Raw genomic sequence first — 17,974 nt, forward strand, 5'->3', positions numbered from 1 at the left:
CTATCGCCCGCCGGACCGTATCCGGTTCACCGAGGTTCACCGGGGAGGTTCACCCAGCGGGGAGAGCGGCCCGGGGAATAGCCGTTCCGCGTCCGACGCTCCCGTGGACAGAGCGCTCACCAGGCCTCCGGGCCCTGATCGCTCACAGCGAACAGCACCCGGGGAACATTCGGCGGCTCACAAGCATTGAGTCCACATAGCTCAACTTGCCTGCCGAAGGGGAGATCATGACTACCGAGTCCAAGGCGTTCACACCGATCGACCTGCCCGTGCTGCCGCTCGACGACGAGGTCGTCCTGCCCGGCATGGTGGTGCCGCTGGACCTGTCCGACACCGAGGTGCGCGCCGCCGTCGAGGCCGCGCAGGCCGCCGCCCGTCCCGGTGGCGGGAAGCCCGAGGTGCTGCTGGTCCCGCGGATCGACGGGACGTACACGGGGACCGGTGTCCTCGGGACCGTCGAGCAGGTCGGACGTCTGAGCGACGGTGACCCGGGGGCGCTCATCCGGGCGCGGGACCGGGTCCGGATCGGGGCCGGGACCAGTGGGCCGGGGCGGGCGCTCTGGGTCGAGGGCACCGTGATCGATGTCGTCGTGCCCGAGCCGCTGCCGGGTTCGGCCGCCGAGCTGGCCAAGGAGTACAAGGCGCTCGCCACCAGCTGGCTGAAGAAGCGCGGCGCCTGGCAGGTCGTGGACCGGGTCCAGCAGATCGAGGACATCTCGGCGCTCGCCGACAACTCCGGATACTCCCCGTTCCTGACCACCGCGCAGAAGGTCCAGCTCCTGGAGACCGTGGACCCCGTCGCGCGGCTGAAGCTCGCCATCCAGTGGCTGGGCGAGCACCTCGCCGAGCAGGATGTCGCCGAGTCCATCGCCAAGGACGTCCAGGAGGGCGTGGACAAGCAGCAGCGCGAGTTCCTGCTGCGCCGCCAGCTGGACGCCGTACGCAAGGAGCTCTCCGAGCTCAACGGCGACCCGGAGGACGAGTCCGACGACTACCGGGCCCGCGTCGAGGCCGCCGATCTGCCCGAGCACGTCCGGACGGCCGCGCTCAAGGAGGTCGAGAAGCTGGAGCGGTCCAGTGACCAGTCGCCCGAGGGCTCGTGGATCCGCACCTGGCTGGACACCGTCCTCGAACTGCCGTGGAACGAGCGCACCGAGGACGCCTACGACATCCGTGGCGCCCGGGCCGTCCTGGACGCCGAGCACGCCGGTCTCGCCGATGTGAAGGAGCGGATCACCGAGTACCTCGCGGTGCGCAAGCGGCGTGCCGACCGGGGGCTCGGTGTGGTCGGCGGGCGGCGTGGCGGTGCCGTGCTCGCGCTCGTCGGTCCGCCCGGTGTCGGCAAGACCTCGCTCGGGGAGTCCGTCGCGCACGCCATGGGCCGTGAGTTCGTCCGGGTCGCGCTCGGCGGTGTCCGGGACGAGGCGGAGATCCGGGGCCACCGGCGTACGTACGTGGGTGCTCTTCCCGGACGCATCGTGCGGGCGATCAAGGAGGCCGGTTCGATGAACCCGGTCGTCCTGCTCGACGAGATCGACAAGGTCGGCTCCGACTTCCGGGGCGACCCGGCCGCAGCCCTCCTCGAAGTCCTCGACCCGGCCCAGAACCACACGTTCCGCGACCACTACCTGGAGGTCGAACTCGACCTCAGCGACGTCGTCTTCCTCGCCACCGCCAACGTCCTCGAATCCATCCCGGAGGCGCTGCTCGACCGCATGGAGCTGGTCCGGCTCGACGGCTACACCGAGGACGAGAAGGTCGTCATCGCCCGGGACCACCTGCTTCCGCGCCAGCTGGAGCGAGCGGGCCTGGAGAAGGACGAGGTCGCCCTGGAGGAGTCGGCGCTGCGCAAGCTGGCCGGCGAGTACACCCGCGAAGCCGGCGTACGGAATCTGGAGCGGGCCGTCGCCCGGCTGCTCCGCAAGGTCGCGGCCCAGCACGAACTGGGCGACCGCGAGCTGCCGTTCACGGTGACCGACGCGGACCTGCGCGGTCTCATCGGGCGCCCGCACCACGTGCCCGAGTCCGCTCAGGACCCGGCCGAGCGGCGCACCGCGGTGCCGGGTGTGGCCACCGGGCTCGCGGTGACCGGCGCGGGCGGTGACGTCCTCTTCGTCGAGGCGTCGCTCGCGGACCCCGAGACCGGCGCGTCCGGACTGACCCTGACCGGTCAGCTCGGCGACGTCATGAAGGAGTCGGCGCAGATCGCGCTGAGCTTCCTGCGGTCGCACGGCGCGGAGCTGGAGCTGCCGGTCGCGGACCTCAAGGACCGGGGTGTGCACATCCACTTCCCGGCCGGTGCGGTGCCGAAGGACGGCCCGAGCGCGGGCATCACGCTCACGACCGCGCTGGCCTCGCTGCTCTCCGGACGCCTCGTCCGTACGGATGTGGCGATGACCGGTGAGGTCTCGCTGACCGGGCGCGTCCTGCCGATCGGCGGCCTGAAGCAGAAGCTGCTGGCAGCCCACCGTGCGGGCATCACCACCGTGGTGATCCCGCAGCGCAACGAGGCCGACCTGGACGACGTCCCGGCCGAGGTGCTGGAGAAGCTGGACGTCCACCCGGTCACCGACGTCCGCCAGGTCCTGGAGATCGCCCTCGCCCCGGCCTCGGCCCCGGCGGAAAGGATCCCGGCCGCGGCCTGACCGCCACGCAGTGACGGGCGTGGCACAGGGCCTCTCGTTCGGATCAGGCCGGGCTCGCGTGCCCCGGCACGCACATCTGCGGCGTTGTCGTCGGTCGCCGACTTCCCCGAGCTCTCGGACGAGCTCGAGCAGGGGAGACCCCACTGCGTCGACTCCCTCCTCCGCCTTGCAGCTGCACGCACCGGACCCCGCTCCCTGATCCGGCCTGATCCGAACGAGAGGCCCCAGGTGCACGGCCGGTACGGACGGCCCGCTTCCCGAGTCAACGGGAGCGGGCCGTTCCGCTTTTCCCGGGAGCCCTCAGGGACGGTAGATGGTGCCCGGCTCCGGCACCGCCGGGGCCATCAGCTCCGGGACGGTCACGAAGGTGTAGCCGTCCTTCTGGAGCGCGTCGATGATCCCCGGCACGGCGGGCACAGTGCCCTTGTATATGTCGTGGAGCAGGATGATGCCGTCCCTGCCCGCCTGGTCCAGGATCCGCTTCTCGATCAGCGCGGAGTCGTTGGTCGAGTAGTCCTTCGCGGTGGCGCTCCACAGCACCTGCGAGAGCCCCAGCTCCTTGCTGATCTCGGAGACCTTGTCGTCGGTGCGGCCCTGCGGCGGGCGCATCAGCCGGGGCTTCTTCCCCGTCACCTTCTCGATCGCCACCTGGGTCTTCTCCAGCTCGGCCCGTATCTCGTCCGGCTCCTGGTCGGTGAGGATCTTGTGCGTCCAGGTGTGGTTGGCCACCTCGTGGCCCTCGTCCTGGATGCGCCGCACGGTCTCCGGGTGCTTGAGGACGTGGTGCTCGCCGAGCAGGAAGAAGGTCGCGTGGACCTTCTTCTCCTTCAGGATGTCCAGCAGCTTCGGGGTGTCCTTACCCGGCCCGGCGTCGAACGTGAGCGCGATGCACTTCGCCTTACGGCAGTCCGCCCGGCCGAAAGTGCCCTTGGCGTCGGACGCCGCGTCCTGCCGCGCCGAGCCCGGAGCCGTCGTCTCCATCGAGCATCCGCTGAGGGCCAGTGTGAGCGTCGTCACGAGGGCGGCGGCCAACCCGCCCCCGAGCAGGGTCATCTTGTTGGACACGGGCACGCCACTCCTCTGCGCGGAAATCTCCGCACAGGTGTGCGGTACGCCGAGGACTATACATAGCGCGTATACATCGAGTGCATAGTGGGGTGCAGGGCAGCGCGAAACCCCGGTGACCTGCGGTGACGTCACCGGGGTGGGCTCGGGCGGGGGTCAGCCGTTGGCCAGCGCTTGGACGCGGTCGAGCGCGCCGTTGAAGCGGTTGTGGTCGCCGACGATCGGGCCGGTCGAGGTGTACTGCCACATCGTGTGGACGGGCCAGCCGGCCGGCAGCTCGCCGACCGTCGTGTTGTACCGGGCCACCCAGAGCGGGTTGGTGGCGCCGAAGCTCGCGTTGTTGCCGGTGCAGTCCTTCCACCAGCTGGTCGCGGTGTAGATGACCGCGTCCCGGCCGGTGCGGGCCCGGTAGGTGTTCGTGAAGTCCCGGATCCAGTTGACCATTCCGGCCTGGCTGAGGCCGTAGCACTGGGCGCCGTACGGGTTCCACTCGATGTCGAGCACGCCGGGCAGGGTCCGGCCGTCCCGGGACCAGCCGCCGCCGTTGTCCACGAAGAAGTTGGCCTGCGCGGCGCCGCTCGCGGTGTTCGGGGTGGCGAAATGGTACGCGCCGCGGATCATGCCGACGTTGTAGGAGCCGTTGTACTGCTGCGGGAAGTAGGGGTTCTTGTAGTACGTCCCCTCGGTGGCTTTCACGTAGGCCCACTTCACCCCGCTGTTCCACAGGGTCTGCCAGGCCACGTTGCCCTGGTGGCTGCTGACGTCCACGCCCTCGGTCTGGACGACCCGGGGGTCGCGGGGCAGCCCGCCCTGGCCGTCGTGCTCGATGACGCCCTGGCCCATCCTGGCGGTGCCGCGGGCGGGTGGCGCGGTGGCGCTGTCGGCGTCGGCCGCGGTGGCGGCGCCCGGCAGGGTCAGGAGGAGGGCGAGCGCGGCTAAGAGGGCGCCGCCGACGGTGAGGCGCGAGCGGCGGGAGGGGCCGGATCTGTGGCGGTGCAGGGGCATGGGTGTGCCTCCGGGGTGGGGTGACGGGTGTCCACAGTCGTGGCGTGCTCATGTCATACGTATGGTCCGGCAACGACGCTACGCACGTAGACCCGGCGTACGGAAGAGGGCCTGGCCGCCGCCGTTGGTCTACGCCTGCGAAATACTGGCCGAGCTGCGGCGTTGACCGGCCGCGGCAGAAACTTTCATCGGCAGGAAACCGTACGAGGGGTGCTGACGTGCACGGGAGCGAGAGCGCGCGGGAGCCGGGCGCGACTGCCGGAACTGGTGTGGACCACGAATTCCTGGCGCTGGAACGTGAGCTGGCGGTCTTCCTGCGTCGCGCGCGGGCCAGCTCCGGCGAGATGGCCCGCGAGGTCCACCCCGAACTGGAGCCCGCCGCCTACGGCTTGCTCGTCCGCCTGGAGTCGGCCGGCCGACAGCGGGCCACCGAGCTGGCCGCCTACTTCGGCGTCGGCAAGGCCACCATGAGCCGTCAGCTGCGGGCGCTGGAGAACCTCGGGCTGGTCGCCCGCGAACCCGATCCGGCGGACGGCCGCGCCTGGCTCGTCCGGCTGACCGACGAGGGCCTCGCCCGCTTCCGCAGCGTCCGCGACGCCCGGCGCGGGCAGTACGTCCGCAAGCTGGCCGCCTGGGACCGGGCCGAGGTGGCCGAACTGGCCCGGCTGCTGCACCAGCTGAACAGCCGCGCGGAGGAGTGACGGCCCGTCCGGGGGCCGGCCCCTACAGCTCCACGAACACCGCCGTCGCGTCGTCATGCGTCTTGCTCCGCCGCAGCCGTACGCGCCCGGCGGCCGCGTCGGCCGCCTCCAGCTCCCGTACGCGATCGATCAGCCCCCGCGGACCCGCCTTGCGCAGCAGCTCCAGCGCGTCCGCCCAGTCGCCCTCGCGGAACACCTCCGTCCACCGGCTCGCCCCGTCCGTCAGCCCGGCCAGCGACCGGACCTCATCGGCCGGGACGGTGCCGGTCACCGCGCGTGCCGCCACCGCCGGGTCGGCGGCGGCGGTGAAGAAGCCGCCCTCCTTGTTCCGCAGCAGACCGTCGACCGTCGCCGCCGAGGCCAGCGAACCCGGCGGCAACCGGTCGAGGCGGTCGTCCAGGACCGCCCGGACCGTGCCGTCCGGCGCCTCCAGCAGGAGCGCCGCGTCGGAGAGCACCAGGTACTCGATCGCGTGTTCGCCCCAACGCGCCAGGGCCACGGTCGCCTGAGGCGTACGTACGTGAGAAAGGTCACAGGTCGCCCGGTGGGCGTCGGCGGTGCGCCGGATGGACGCCGACAGAATCTCGGCCAGGTCCATATCTCGCCGTGAACCCGACAGTTCCACCAGTGCGCCGCCCAGCCGGGCGGTGAACCACGGGACGGAGTGCACACAACCGTCGTCCCCCTCCGGCGGCGTGACCCCGTCCAGCACCACCAGCGCTCCCCCCTGGCCGGACGCCGGGAGGGCAGCCGACACCCAGTCCTCGTTGGGGCGTTCGGGATCGCCGGGGACGGTGACGAGTTCGAGGCGCATGGGGCCAGTCTGCACGAGGCCTTCACCGAGCCCGCACGGGAACGGTTTCCAGCCGTACCAGCAGGTCAACGCGGGCCCGGTACGCGGAGGGCGGGGCTCCGGGGAGTGCGGGCGGGCATCTTGCCAAAGGCCGCGCCGAAGTTCCACCCCGCGCCCTATGCATGGTCAGGGGCGCACGTGGGGAAACTTGTTCGCCAACTCAAGAGTGATGTTCACTCGTTCGAGTGGCGGAGCGGTTGATGCGCGCCCCCCTCTCAAAAGCACTGGAATGGTCAGAAGCCGTACCAGGAGCGGGGGGTCCTTCTATGTGACCGAGCGTCACCTCTGCTTCAAGGGTGGACGAGTCAAGATTGCGAGCACCGGTGCAGAAGAAGCGGCCGCGGAGCAAGGGCAGCACGCGCGACGGTTCCGGGGCGACGCCTCCGGCTCCCGTCGCCACCAAGCGGACCGTACGGGTACGGAGCCGGCTGGTCGCCGGTGTCGCCGTCGTCGGGGTCATCGTCATCGCGGCGGGCGCCCCCGCCGCGATGAGCGCCTCCACCGATCTGGCCGAGTCCCAGCGGCTGGTGACCCTCTCCGAGCTGAACCGGCAGGCCGTCACCCTGGCCCACTCCCTCGCCGACGAGCGGGACGCCGTCACCGCGTACATCGCGGGCGGCCGCGCCGATGACGGCGAGGCCGGTGCCGAGAGCCGCCTCACCCGCACCGCCCGGGTCGACCAGCAGATCGACGAGATCCACGGACCGGCCCCGGCGGCCCTGCGGCGCGACCTCTCCACCGTGCCCTCGCTGCGCCGCGACGCCCTCACCGGCAAGGGCTCGGCGCTGGCGGCCCACCAGGCGTACTCCGAGGTCATCGCCAAGCTGCACGGCATCTCCGCTGAGCTGGCCGACAAGACCCCGCCGCGCGCCGCCGAAGCCACCCGCGCCCCGCTCGCCCTCGGCGGAGCCGTCGAGCAGGCCTCCGCCACCCGCGGACTCCTCCTCGCCGCCCTCGCCGTGCCGACGCCAGAGCCCGCCGACCCGCAGATCGACCCCTTCACCGGGCTGCCGGTCGAGGGCCAGGACGACGAGACCGAACGGGCCGACCGCGACCGGGACGAGCTGAGCGCCGCCGCCCAGCAGGCCCGGGTCCGCGAGCTGGCCTCGCTCGCCGAGTTCGACCAGGCGGCCAACCCCGTCGCCCGCGACAAGCTCTCCGCCACCGTCACCGGCCCGGAGGTCAACAGCGCGGAGAAGTACCTCACCAGCCTCACCGACCGCCCCGAGCTCTCCGAAGGCGAGCGCAAGACCAGCGCCAAGAAGCTGGAGGCCGCGCTCTCCGCCCGGGTCGACCGGATGCGCAGCGTCGAGTCCGCGCTCGGCACCACCCAGGTCCAGCGCCTGGAAGGCATCCGCGACGACGACGTCACCGCCCTCGAACTGAGCATCGCCCTGCTCGGCGGCTGCTTCCTGCTCGCCGTCGGCGTCTCCACCGCCGTCGCCCGCACCCTCACCCAGCCGCTCGCCGTCCTCCGCATCGGCGCCGCCCGCCTCGCGGACGAGCCGGCGAGTGCCGAACCGGTCCGCTACACCGGCCGCAACGACGAGTTCGCCCAGGTCGTGCGGTCGATGAACACCCTGCACGCCAAGCTCACCGGCCTCCAGCAGGAGTTCACCGGCCGCTTCGAGAGCCTCGGCGCCGAGCGCGCCGAACTGATCGCGGGCCGCGAGACCCTCACCCTCCAGCGCGCCGAACTCCAGGTCCGGGCCGCCGAGCTCGCCGCCCAGCTGGAGCGGCTGAAGAACACGGTCCACCACACCTTCGTCAACCTCTCGCTCCGCAACCTCGGCCTCGTCGAGCGGCAGCTCGGCGTGATCGAGAGCCTGGAGGAGCGTGAGCAGGACCCGGAGCGCCTCGCCACGTTGTTCAAGCTCGACCACATGGCCACGGTCATGCGCCGGCACAGCGAGAACATGCTCGTCCTCGCGGGCGCCGAGCACGGCCACGGCCACGTGGGCCCGATCCCGCTGGTCGACGTGGCCCGCGCGGCCGTCAGCGAGATCGAGCGGTACGAGCGGGTCACCATCCAGTCCCTGCCGCCGCACGCCCAGATCGCCGGGTTCGCCGCCGACGACCTCAGCCACCTCCTGGCCGAACTCCTGGAGAACGCCACCTCCTTCTCGCCGCCGGACTCCCATGTCGAGCTCTCCGGCTGGCTGCTGGAGACCGGCGAGGTGGTGCTCTCCGTGCAGGACGCGGGCATCGGCATGTCGACCGTCCGGATGGCCGAGCTCAATGCGAGGCTGGCCGACCCGGCCTCGTTCGAGGCGGGGGAGCAGAGTGCCGACGGGGCCGGACTCGGGCTCCAGGTCACCTCGTTGCTGGCCGCCCGGCACGGCGTACGGGTCCAGCTGCGCGAGCAGAAGGGGAGTGGAGTGACGGCCGTCGTCATCCTGCCGCAGACCCTGCTGCCGAACTCGCTCCCCGCCTCCTCGCCGCCCGCAGTACAGCTGCCGGGCGAGGCTCCGGCGCTCAACCTGCCGGGCTCGGTGGCCGAGGCCAACTCCAACGCCCTGCCGAGCCGTACGCCGATGCTGCCGGGGCCGGTGGCGGAGCCGGGACCGGTGGCGGCGGCGCCGCCCGTATCGGGGACGGTGGCCGAGGAGGCGTCTGCGCCGGAGCCCGCGGTGGCGCCGGAGGCCGCCGCCCATCCGGTGGTCGAGCCTGCCGCTGAACCCGTGGCCGCGCCTCCCGTCGACCCGATGATCGTCGCCGCCGAGCGGGTGATCCGCGAGGCCGGTGAGGCCGGTGAGCAGGAGCCCGCGCCGGCCGAGGACGCGCGAGCGGACAAGAACGCGGACGCGGACACGGACGCGGACGTAGCGTCGGACTCCGCGGTGGAGTCGGACTCCGAGGTCACGATGCAGGTCCGCCTGCCGCTGCCGCCCGAATCCCCGGCCACCCCGGAACCCCAGGTCGCTCCGGCACCCCCGGCCGCCCCGGAGCCCGCCGCCCCCACCACCCCCGAGCCCTCCGACCCGTACGCCATCGGCCCCGACCGCCACGAGCGTCCGGCCGACAGCGGTCCGGGTGACCAGGGCACGGACGGGCCCGAGTTCCGTCCCGCGCCCCAGGGAGAGGCCGCCGCCGACACCGTGCCGGGACCCCGGAAGCCGGAGGCCGCCCGGGTCACCGACAAGGGCCTGCCCAAGCGCACGCCCAAGGTGGTCCGGCCCGAGGACGCCCCCACCACCGGCCGCACCGGCAGCCTGGACCGGGACGACCTGCGCCGCAGGCTCGGCAGCTTCCACCAGGCGGCGAAGGAGGGCCGGCGCGATGTCGAGGCCGAGATCGCCGAGTCCACCGGCAACATCGCCCTCGCCGACCACGAGGGCGTGACCACCGCACGGACCGGGCACGAGACAGGGACGACCGAGCAGACCGGCGGCCGCACGGATCGCCGGAACGGAGAGACGGGGGACACAGTCGAGGAGGCACGCAGTTGACTGCGCCCAGCACGTTCGGGCTGAGTACCGAGGCCCGGAACCTTCACTGGTTGCTGAGCAATCTCGTGGAGGAGGTGCCAGGGGTCCACTCGGTCACCGTCGTCTCGTCCGACGGGCTGATGCTGCTCTCCTCCGACCCCGGTCACCACGAGGTGAAGGCGGCAGGACCGTCGGACGGGCCCAAGGGGTCCAGCGCCGACCTGGCCACCATCGTCTCCGGCATCGGCTCGCTGACCGTCGGAGCCGCGAAGCTGATGGACGGCGGCGGTGTCAAACAGACCATGGTCGCCATGGACGAGGGCAGCGTCTTCGTCATGTCGATCAGCGACGGCTCCCTCCTCGGCGTCCACGCCACCCCTGACTGCGACATGAGCGTCGTCGCGTACCACATGGCCCTCTTCGTCGGCCGGGCCGGACACGTCCTCACCCCCGAACTCCGCAGTGAGCTGCGCAAATCGATGGAGAGTGCCCAGTGACGACCGCCGCAGCCGAGCCCTCACCCCGTCTCCCCGTCCGGGGCGCCGACAAGCGCCCGGCGCGAGTCCGCCCGTACTCCCTCACCGGAGGCCGCACCCGGTTCGGGCACGTCCTGCTCGTCGAGACGTTCGTCGCCGCCCTCGAAGCACCCGAGGAGCGCCGCGAGCTCACCAACGGCAACCTGGCCTCGCGCGTCATGCCGGAGCTCCAGGCCATCGTCGAAATCTGCCGCCGGATGCGTACGGTCGCGGAGATCTCGGCCCTGTTGAAGATGCCGCTCGGAGTCGTCCGGGTGCTGCTCAGCGACCTGGCCGACCAAGGAAAGATCCGCGTGTACGGAACCGGTCACGGCACCGGTCAGCCCGACCGCGCACTGCTCGAAAGGGTGCTCAATGGACTCCGCCGTCTCTGAGGCGCCGCTCTTCGCCCCGCGTCAGGCGGGGCCCCGGGACCAGCTGTCGGACCCCCACGGCGAGCCGTCCCGGCCGCAGGACCAGGCCGAGGAGTCGCTCCAGGCCTGGCAGCTCGACCACACCCGCGCCCCCACCGCGACCAAGATCGTGGTGGCGGGCGGCTTCGGCGTGGGCAAGACGACGTTCGTCGGCTCGGTCTCCGAGATCACGCCGCTGAAAACCGAAGCGCTGATGACGCAGGCCAGCGAGGAGACCGACGACCTCTCCGCGACGCCAGAGAAGACCACCACCACGGTGGCCATGGACTTCGGCCGGCTCACCCTGGACGACGACCTCGTGCTGTACGTCTTCGGCACGCCGGGCCAGCAGCGCTTCTGGTTCATGTGGGACGACCTGGTACGCGGCGCGATCGGCGCGATCGTCCTGGCCGACACCCGGCGTCTTGAGGACTGCTTCCCGGCGCTCGACTACTTCGAGAGCTGCGGGCTGCCGTACATCGTGGCGGTCAACCACTTCGAGGGAACGCCGGGTTACGAGGCGGAGGACGTCAGGGAGGCCCTGACCGTACCGCCGCAGGTGCCGATAGTGATCATGGATGCGCGTAACAGGATCACGGTCGTCGAGTCGCTGCTGGCCCTGGTGGGCCATGCTCTCGACGTCACGCCCGCCTAGATCGCACAGATCGCCTTGAGCACACACAACGGAGAGCCGCGATGCGGAAGATACTCATAGTCGGAGCCGGCCAGTCCGGTCTCCAGCTGGCCCTCGGACTGCAGTCCCGGGGTTACGAAGTCACGCTGATGTCCAACCGCACGGCCGACGAGATCCGCACCGGCCGGGTCATGTCGACGCAGTGCATGTTCCACACCGCGCTCCAGCACGAGCGGGACTACCAGCTGAACTTCTGGGAGTCCCAGGCCCCGAGGATCGAGGGCCTCGGTGTCTCCGTCGCCGCGCCGGACTCCTCGCGCGCCATCGACTGGGTCGGCAAGCTCGACGGGTACGCGCAGTCGGTCGACCAGCGCGTGAAGATGGCCGGCTGGATGGAGACCTTCGCCCAGCGCGGCGGGCAACTGGTCATCCACGGGGCGGCCGTCTCCGACCTGGACTACTTCTCGCGTACGTACGACCTGGTGATGGTCTCGGCCGGCAAGGGCGAGCTGGTCTCCATGTTCGGCCGGGACGCGGCGCGTTCGCCGTTCGACGCCCCGCAGCGTGCGCTGGCCGTCGCGTACGTCCACGGGATGGGCCCGCGCCCGGAGCACCCGGAGTTCGACGCGGTCCGCTGCAACCTGGTCCCCGGCGTCGGCGAGCTGTTCGTGATGCCGACGCTCACCACCTCCGGCCGCGCCGACATCCTCTTCTGGGAGGGCATCCCGGGCGGCCCGCTCGACGCCTTCCAGGGCATCAAGGACCCCTCCGAGCACCTGGCGAAGACGCTGGAGCTGATGGAGAGGTTCACGCCGTGGGAGTACGCCCGCGCCACCAAGGTCGAGCTGACCGACGCCAACGGCACCCTTGCCGGCCGTTACGCCCCCACCGTCCGCAAGCCGATCGGCCGCCTCCCCGGCGGCGGTCTGGTCCTCGGCGTCGCGGACGTCGTCGTGGCCAACGACCCGATCACCGGCCAGGGCTCCAACTCGGCCTCCAAGTGCGCCGACTCCTACCTGGACTCGATCCTGGCCCACGGCGACAAGGAGTTCGACGCGGCCTGGATGCAGTCCACCTTCGACCGCTACTGGGACACCGCCCAGCACGTGGTGAAGTGGACCAACGCGATGCTCGGCGCCCCGCCGGAGCACGTCCTGAACCTGATCGGCGCGGCCGGCCGGCTCCAGCCCGTCGCGGACCGCTTCGCCAACGGCTTCAACGACCCGGCGGACTTCGACAACTTCTTCTTCGACCCGGAGAAGACGAACGCCTACCTGGCCTCGGTCTCCGGCGCCTGAGCGACCCGCTGTCCTGGTGGCCGTAGCTCCGGCCGCCAGGACTACTCGGGCGCCCGGTCCACGCCGTACCCGGTGTCCGAGCCGTCGCGGGCGCCCTCGGGGAGGTCCGGGCGGGTGTACGTGGACAGGGGGGTGCCTGCGGGGTCGGGGCGGACGGCGCCCAGCAGGGGGTTGGAGGCCAGTGGGGAGACCTTCACCTTGGTGCCGGGGCGGGGGGCCTGGACCACCAGGCCGTCGCCGATGTACAGCGCCACGTGCGTGGCCTTCGGGAAGTAGATCACCAGGTCGCCGGGGCGCAGTGAGGAGATCGGGACCTTCGGGAGCTGCTTCCACTGTTCCTGCGAGGTGCGCGGGACCGGGCGGCCCGCCGTCGCCCAGGCCTGGGAGGTCAGGCCGGAGCAGTCGAAGGAGCCGGGGCCCTCGGCGCCCCACACGTACGGCTTGCCGATCTGCTCGATTGCGTACGAGACGGCGTCACCGCCCTGCCGGGTCGGCGGCCGGGTCGTGCTGAGCGCGCCGGAAGCGACCAGTTCGCTCTGGGCCGCCGCCACGCCCCGCTCTTCGAGCCCGGCCAGCTGGGCCAGCTGCTCGGCGGAGAGCCTGGCCAGCAGCGCCTCCACCTCATTCAGCTTGCCGCGCACGGTGTCGCGCTGCTTCTTCTGCCGTGCGACCAGCTTCTTCTGCTCGTCGACCGCCTTGCGCGAGGCGGCGGCCAAGGCGTCGGCACGGCGTGCGTTCGCGGTCAGGCGTTTTACCGTCGCCGCGCGGCCCGCCGCCACCCGTTCGACGACATGGCTCTGGTCCAGCGCGCGCAGCGGGTCCCGGGCCAGCAGCAGCTGGAGGTACGCGGAGAACTCGGTGCGCCCCTGATACTGCTCCCGCGCCAGCCGTCCGGCGTCCCCCCGGCTGAGCTCCAGCGCGGCGTGCGCCTTCGCCAGCTCACCGTTCACCTTCTTCGCCTGCGCGGTCCGCTGCTTCAGCTTCTCGGCGGTGGCGTTGTAGCTCTCGCTCGCCTCCTCCGCCGCCTGGTAACGCGTCTGGAGGTCGCGGAGGAGTGTCGCGACACTCCTGGGGGCCCCGGCCTCGGGGGCTGCCAGTGCGGTCTCCGCGTCGACCTCTGCCGCGTCGTTCCCGTCGGGGTGTACGGGCTCCTCGGACGGTACGGGTACGGGTACGGGGTCCGGTTCGGCCGGGGCGGCGGTGGCGGGGGCTACCGCCAGGGACGTGGCGAGCGCGGTCGCGCAGACCGCGCGCAGGAGCCTGCCTGACATGACATCACCTCCGTTACGGAGACGGGAACCGGAAGAATCGGACTCGTCCACCAGTGAGTGGGCTCATCCGATTAATCCGGTCACCTGGTGTCAGGTCATGCAAGCACCGCACCGCGTGCCGTCCGGGGATGCCCCGGACGGCGGAGGCCGTACGGTCGCCTTCGGCTCAGGCCGCCGGGAAGGCGTAGAAGGCCCTGTCCCGCTGGACGATGACGTCCCCGCCGACGGTGAGCGTCCGGTACGGAGCGCTCACCGTGGCCCCCTTCGGCTCGGCGACCCCGATGTCCTGGAACTTCCACAGCCGCTCCCCGTCGGCCGCCGAGAACGCCGTGACCTGGGTGGCGTCGGAAGCGAGCAGCGTCCTGCCGCTGCCGCTCAAGGTGAGGGCGGGTGCGCTGCCGATGCCCGGCACCTCCGTCGAGCGCCGCCAGACCAGGCGCCCGCTCTCCCGCTCCACCGCGCCGATCTGCCGGCTGCGCTCGGTGGTGTGGAGGAACGGGCCCGCGACGAGCGGGGTGCCGAAGGCCGAGTCCGCCGTACCGGCGACCCGCCACAGCGGCTTGCCGGTGTCCGCCTCGAACGACTGGAGATCCGTGCCGACCCCCGCGTACAGGATCCCGTCCTCGTCACCCGTGACGGCCGCGTCGGGGCCGGACGCGCCGTACTGCCTGGCCCACCGCAGCTTGCCGGTCTGCTGGTCGAAGGAGCGGACAAAGCCCTTCCCCCTGGCCGCCTTGACCTCGGCCGCCGTGAGGGTGACGGCGTCCTGCCGGACGAGGAGGTCGGCCGAGCGTTCCGCCACCACCCGGTAGCGCGGTGTGCCGGGGGCGCGGCCCGCCGGTACCGGCGTACGCCAGACCTCGGTGCGCCGCACGATGTCGTACGCGAAGAAGTACGCCTGGACGACCCGCTTGTCCGCCGCCCTCTTCCTGCCCTTCCTCGGCTTCGGCGCCTTCACGGTGACCGTGCGCGAGCCGGTGAACCAGACCACCGGACCGGAGTGGCCCGCCAGCCGTCCCACTTGAAGGTCCGGCAGATCGGTGAAGCCGTCCGCGTACCGCACGCGGTGCACGACCGTGCCGTCCTTCGGCGCGAGCCAGAGGAACTCCGTCGGGCTCGCCACGAAGCACAGGTCGCCCGCGACCAGCGCCGCCTGGCCCTTGGCCGCGTCCGCGCGCTGCCAGACCCGCTTGCCGGTGCTCACGTCGACGGCGCTCGCCTGGCTCTCGCTGGTCACCACCAGCAGCCGGTCCCGCCAGAGCGCGGCGGTCAGCGGGGCGGACTCGGAGGCCGGGTGGGCGTGGCTCCAGCGCGGCTCGGGGGGCTGGCCGGGGAGCGTGCGGCGCGGCTTCGGGGCCGGGGGCTTGGCGTCCGTGGCGGCCGCGGTCTCCCCGCCGCCGATCGCGGCGACCGCGCCGCCGCCCACGACGAGCCCGCCGACCGCCGCTGCCGCGATGGTGATCAGGGTCCGGCGGCTGGTGGCCGAGCCTTCCGGAGGGACGGGCGCGGGCGGGAGGGGCAGGGCGACCATGGGGCCGGTGCCCTGACCGCCGCCGTTGCCCTGGCCGCTGGAGGCTGGGAGCGCCGCTGCCGGGTAGGGGGCGGGGCTGCCGTAGGTGTGGTGGGGGACCGGTGCGGGGAGGGCTGCGGGGGCGTTGCCCGGGGCCGGGGGGAGGCCTTGGGGGAGGGCGAGCTGAGTCGTCGCGCGGTCGGACTGCGGCGGCTTGGGGCCGGTGTTGAGGAAGCGGGTGGTGCCCCGGTCCTCGCCGATGTCCCCGGTGCCGGTGCCGGTGCCGGTGTCGGCGTTGTTGCTGGGGGTGGGGAGTTCGGTGGCTGCGGCGGCTGCGGTGGTCGTGGTGGCCCTCGGGTCGGTGGGGCTCTGCGTGGCAGGTGCCTCGGCCGGTGCGTCCGTCGGCCGTGCGTCCTCGGGCTCCTCGGTGGGCACCGCGTCCTCCTCCGGCGCCCCCTCAGGCCGCGCGTCCTCCTCTGGCGCCCCCAACCCCCGTACCCACGCCTCTTGGTCCGCGACCGCGCCCGCCAGTCGCTCGGGCAGCCAGCCGCCCCGGGCCAGGCCGGCCGCGCCCTCCAGGGCCAGTTCGGCGGCGACCGTGCCGGCGGTGGGACGCTCGGCCGGGTCCTTGGCCAGGCAGCCCGCGATCAGCTCGCGCAACTCCTCCGGTACGGCGTCCAGTTCCGGGTCGGCCTCGGCGATCCGGCGGGCCGCCTCCTCGGGCGGGCCCTCCGTGAACGGGGTCGTCCCCGTGGCCGCGTACGCCAGCAGCAGCCCCAGCACGAAAAGGTCGGACGGGGCGCCGACCTCCTTGCCCGCCACCTGCTCCGGGGTCAGGTAGCCCAGCCGCACCGAGAGCTGCCCGCCCGGCCTCGCCTCCGCCGTCGCCGCCGCGCCCAGCGGGCCGAACGCGGTGAGCCGGGGCCCGTCCTCGGCCAGCAGCACCGTGCCCGGGGCCAGCCCCTGGAGCACCGAGCCGCCCGCGTGGACCCGGGAGAGGATCTCGGCGATGCCCGCGCCCAGTATCCGCAGGGCGCGCTCCGGCAGCGGGCCCGCGATGCCGACCGCCTCGGCCAGCGGTACGGCGGGGACGTACGCGGTCGCGGTCCAGAGCAGCTCGTCCTCGCCGGTCTCCAGGGAGCCCGTCTCCGGGGAGCCGGTCTCCGGGGAGCCTGTCTCCAGCGGCGGCGACACCCAGCCGCCCGCGAGGCGTTCGGCGGTGCGGGCCTCGGCCTGGAAGCGGCGCCGGAACGCGGGGGCGGCGGCGAGCGCGGGGCGCGCGGCGGTGATCACGGCGAGCTCGCCGGTGCCGGTGTCCCGGCCCACGTACCGCACGGCGCTCGCGGCTTCCTGGAAGCGGGCCAGCACGGTGAAGCGACCGAAACGGCGTGGATCTTCGCTACGCAGCGCCTCCATGGCGCACCCCCCCTTGTGACCGTCCTCCGGCGCCCGAGTGACCCGTCCCTCGGCACCTGACCGTCGATCTTAGGGCCTGCGCCCGGGGAAGCGGGCGTTCAGGGCTTGGACCAGGGCCACTTGAGGGTGGGGCGCTTGCGGCCGCCGGGGGCGTACTCGTAGACCCAGCCGCGCTGGAGGCCGAGCCGCTTGGTGTAGCCGGCCGGGACGCGTTCGTACGCGTACACGGTGGGCGGGGAGCCGTCGGGGGAGGGGACGGGGACCTCGTACCACTTCGGTGGGTGGCCGGTCGGGCCGACCAGGACCGGCAGCACCCGGCCGTCCAGGGGGCCGCCGCGGAAAGGGGTGTTCTCGCTCTTCACCGGGTCAGTCTGCCGCAGGGGCCTGCGGCAGCAGGTGTGCCGCATCGGCGACGACCGGGATGACCAGCTCGGCCAGCCGTCCGGCCGGGCCGTCCGGGGTCTCCAGCGCCAGCAGGTCGCGTACCACCGCCGCGGCCTCCTCGTCGGTGGCCGCCGTCGCGGCGAGCAGCGCGATGAGGTGGTCGACCAGCCAGCCGCGCAGCTCGGCCGCCGGGGGCTGCTTGCCCTCGTCCAGCCAGATCAGCGACGCCGCCTCGACGGCCGCGATCCAGCTGCGGACCATCATCCGCAGCCTCGGCCCGGCGCTCTGCGGCCCGGCGCTCCGCGTGCTTGCGCTCCGCGTGCCTGCGCTCCGAGGCCCCGCGCCCCGCTCCTCGGCGGAGCCGATCCGGCCGAGGTGGCTGAGGATCGCCTCCGCCGCCGCCCGCCGGACGCCGTCCACGATGCTCGTCGTCCGGGAGGTCTCGACCACGCTGCCGCCGCGCAGCAGTGCGCTGAAGCCGGTGTCGTGCTCGTCGACGAAGCGGAGGTAGCGGTCCAGGACGCGGGCGACCCGCTCGGTGGGCGGGCCCACCGGCGGCTCGGTGAAGCAGAGCTTCAGCTCGTCGGCGGCCGAGCCGAGCGCGGCCTCGTACAACTGCTGCCGGCCGCCCGGGAAGTAGCGGTAGACCAGCGGCCGCGAGACGCCGGCCGCCACCGCCACCTCGTCCAGCGAGACCTCGTCGGGCGCCCGGTGGGCGAAGAGGCCGAGCGCCGCGACCAGGAGCTGGGCGCGGCGCTCCTCGACACTGAGCCTGCGGTACGCGCGGGGCGGCGGCGGGGCTGCGGCGGTGGACGTCATGGCCCCGAGCCTAAAGC

Annotated in this window: 14 protein-coding genes; 7 read left to right on the forward strand and 7 right to left on the reverse strand. The window is 72.6% G+C overall.

All coding sequences use genetic code 11. From position 1 onward, the window contains the following. Positions 1-227: 227 nt before the first annotated feature. Complete coding sequence (lon, locus tag ACQP09_RS24820) at positions 228-2,645, forward strand: endopeptidase La (RefSeq protein WP_433403231.1); 2,418 nt, start codon at positions 228-230, stop codon at positions 2,643-2,645. A 300-nt stretch (positions 2,646-2,945) separates the two neighbouring features. Here lon and ACQP09_RS24825 read toward each other — a convergent pair whose 3' ends face one another. Both ACQP09_RS24825 and ACQP09_RS24830 read right to left on the reverse strand, forming a co-directional pair. Then, positions 2,946-3,698, reverse strand: a complete 753-nt coding sequence (locus tag ACQP09_RS24825; RefSeq protein WP_433406755.1) for a polysaccharide deacetylase family protein — start codon at positions 3,696-3,698, stop codon at positions 2,946-2,948. Between the two features lie 168 nt (positions 3,699-3,866). Further along, positions 3,867-4,715 (reverse strand): lysozyme, encoded by an 849-nt coding sequence (locus ACQP09_RS24830; RefSeq protein WP_433403234.1) that lies wholly within the window; start codon positions 4,713-4,715, stop codon positions 3,867-3,869. 218 nt (positions 4,716-4,933) lie between these two features. Here ACQP09_RS24830 and ACQP09_RS24835 point away from each other — a divergent pair, with 218 nt between their 5' ends. Next, positions 4,934-5,416, forward strand: coding sequence for a MarR family winged helix-turn-helix transcriptional regulator (locus ACQP09_RS24835; RefSeq protein ID WP_432149744.1), 483 nt, complete (start codon positions 4,934-4,936; stop codon positions 5,414-5,416). Positions 5,417-5,438: 22 nt separating this feature from the next. On the opposite strand, the gene ACQP09_RS24840 is transcribed toward ACQP09_RS24835, so the two are convergent. Further along, the gene (locus ACQP09_RS24840; RefSeq protein WP_433403236.1) at positions 5,439-6,230 is read right to left on the reverse strand and encodes a hypothetical protein; all 792 of its coding nucleotides are present in this window, start codon (positions 6,228-6,230) and stop codon (positions 5,439-5,441) included. Between the two features lie 362 nt (positions 6,231-6,592). Between ACQP09_RS24840 and ACQP09_RS24845 the strand changes: the two genes are divergently transcribed. The 5 genes from ACQP09_RS24845 to ACQP09_RS24865 are packed head-to-tail and all read left to right on the forward strand — an operon-like array spanning position 6,593 to position 12,557. Beyond that, the gene (locus tag ACQP09_RS24845; protein ID WP_433406757.1) at positions 6,593-9,718 is read left to right on the forward strand and encodes a nitrate- and nitrite sensing domain-containing protein; all 3,126 of its coding nucleotides are present in this window, start codon (positions 6,593-6,595) and stop codon (positions 9,716-9,718) included. Next, on the forward strand, positions 9,715-10,194 hold the full coding sequence (locus ACQP09_RS24850) for a roadblock/LC7 domain-containing protein (RefSeq protein ID WP_433403239.1): 480 nt from the start codon (positions 9,715-9,717) through the stop codon (positions 10,192-10,194). Before ACQP09_RS24845 ends, ACQP09_RS24850 begins: the two co-directional genes overlap by 4 nt. Further along, positions 10,191-10,607, forward strand: coding sequence for a DUF742 domain-containing protein (locus ACQP09_RS24855; protein ID WP_015611323.1), 417 nt, complete (start codon positions 10,191-10,193; stop codon positions 10,605-10,607). Before ACQP09_RS24850 ends, ACQP09_RS24855 begins: the two co-directional genes overlap by 4 nt. Beyond that, entirely contained in the window at positions 10,588-11,280 is a 693-nt protein-coding gene (locus ACQP09_RS24860; protein ID WP_433403242.1) for a GTP-binding protein, read from the forward strand. Before ACQP09_RS24855 ends, ACQP09_RS24860 begins: the two co-directional genes overlap by 20 nt. A 41-nt stretch (positions 11,281-11,321) precedes the next feature. Then, complete coding sequence (locus tag ACQP09_RS24865) at positions 11,322-12,557, forward strand: styrene monooxygenase/indole monooxygenase family protein (protein WP_433403245.1); 1,236 nt, start codon at positions 11,322-11,324, stop codon at positions 12,555-12,557. A gap of 41 nt (positions 12,558-12,598) precedes the next feature. Here ACQP09_RS24865 and ACQP09_RS24870 read toward each other — a convergent pair whose 3' ends face one another. From ACQP09_RS24870 to ACQP09_RS24885, 4 genes are all read right to left on the reverse strand, one after another. Beyond that, the gene (locus ACQP09_RS24870) at positions 12,599-13,828 is read right to left on the reverse strand and encodes an NlpC/P60 family protein (protein WP_433403247.1); all 1,230 of its coding nucleotides are present in this window, start codon (positions 13,826-13,828) and stop codon (positions 12,599-12,601) included. 166 nt (positions 13,829-13,994) lie between these two features. After that, the gene (locus ACQP09_RS24875; protein ID WP_433403250.1) at positions 13,995-16,754 is read right to left on the reverse strand and encodes a PQQ-binding-like beta-propeller repeat protein; all 2,760 of its coding nucleotides are present in this window, start codon (positions 16,752-16,754) and stop codon (positions 13,995-13,997) included. A gap of 98 nt (positions 16,755-16,852) precedes the next feature. Next, complete coding sequence (locus ACQP09_RS24880) at positions 16,853-17,116, reverse strand: hypothetical protein (protein WP_381048010.1); 264 nt, start codon at positions 17,114-17,116, stop codon at positions 16,853-16,855. A 4-nt stretch (positions 17,117-17,120) separates the two neighbouring features. Further along, positions 17,121-17,957: a TetR/AcrR family transcriptional regulator gene (locus tag ACQP09_RS24885; RefSeq protein ID WP_433403253.1), complete on the reverse strand. Its 837-nt coding sequence runs from the start codon at positions 17,955-17,957 to the stop codon at positions 17,121-17,123. Positions 17,958-17,974: the final 17 nt, after the last annotated feature.

The organism is Streptomyces sp. CA-146814 (assembly GCF_050942385.1).
Taxonomy (GTDB): domain Bacteria; phylum Actinomycetota; class Actinomycetes; order Streptomycetales; family Streptomycetaceae; genus Streptomyces.

Bases quoted from the DNA above. Each gene is read 5' to 3' on its own strand.
- lon (WP_433403231.1), top strand. From the start codon at position 228: ATGACTACCGAGTCCAAGGCGTTCACACCGATCGACCTGCCCGTGCTG.
- ACQP09_RS24825 (WP_433406755.1), bottom strand. From the start codon at position 3,698: ATGACCCTGCTCGGGGGCGGGTTGGCCGCCGCCCTCGTGACGACGCTC.
- ACQP09_RS24830 (WP_433403234.1), bottom strand. From the start codon at position 4,715: ATGCCCCTGCACCGCCACAGATCCGGCCCCTCCCGCCGCTCGCGCCTC.
- ACQP09_RS24840 (WP_433403236.1), bottom strand. From the start codon at position 6,230: ATGCGCCTCGAACTCGTCACCGTCCCCGGCGATCCCGAACGCCCCAAC.
- ACQP09_RS24860 (WP_433403242.1), top strand. From the start codon at position 10,588: ATGGACTCCGCCGTCTCTGAGGCGCCGCTCTTCGCCCCGCGTCAGGCG.
- ACQP09_RS24865 (WP_433403245.1), top strand. From the start codon at position 11,322: ATGCGGAAGATACTCATAGTCGGAGCCGGCCAGTCCGGTCTCCAGCTG.
- ACQP09_RS24870 (WP_433403247.1), bottom strand. From the start codon at position 13,828: ATGTCAGGCAGGCTCCTGCGCGCGGTCTGCGCGACCGCGCTCGCCACG.
- ACQP09_RS24875 (WP_433403250.1), bottom strand. From the start codon at position 16,754: ATGGAGGCGCTGCGTAGCGAAGATCCACGCCGTTTCGGTCGCTTCACC.
- ACQP09_RS24885 (WP_433403253.1), bottom strand. From the start codon at position 17,957: ATGACGTCCACCGCCGCAGCCCCGCCGCCGCCCCGCGCGTACCGCAGG.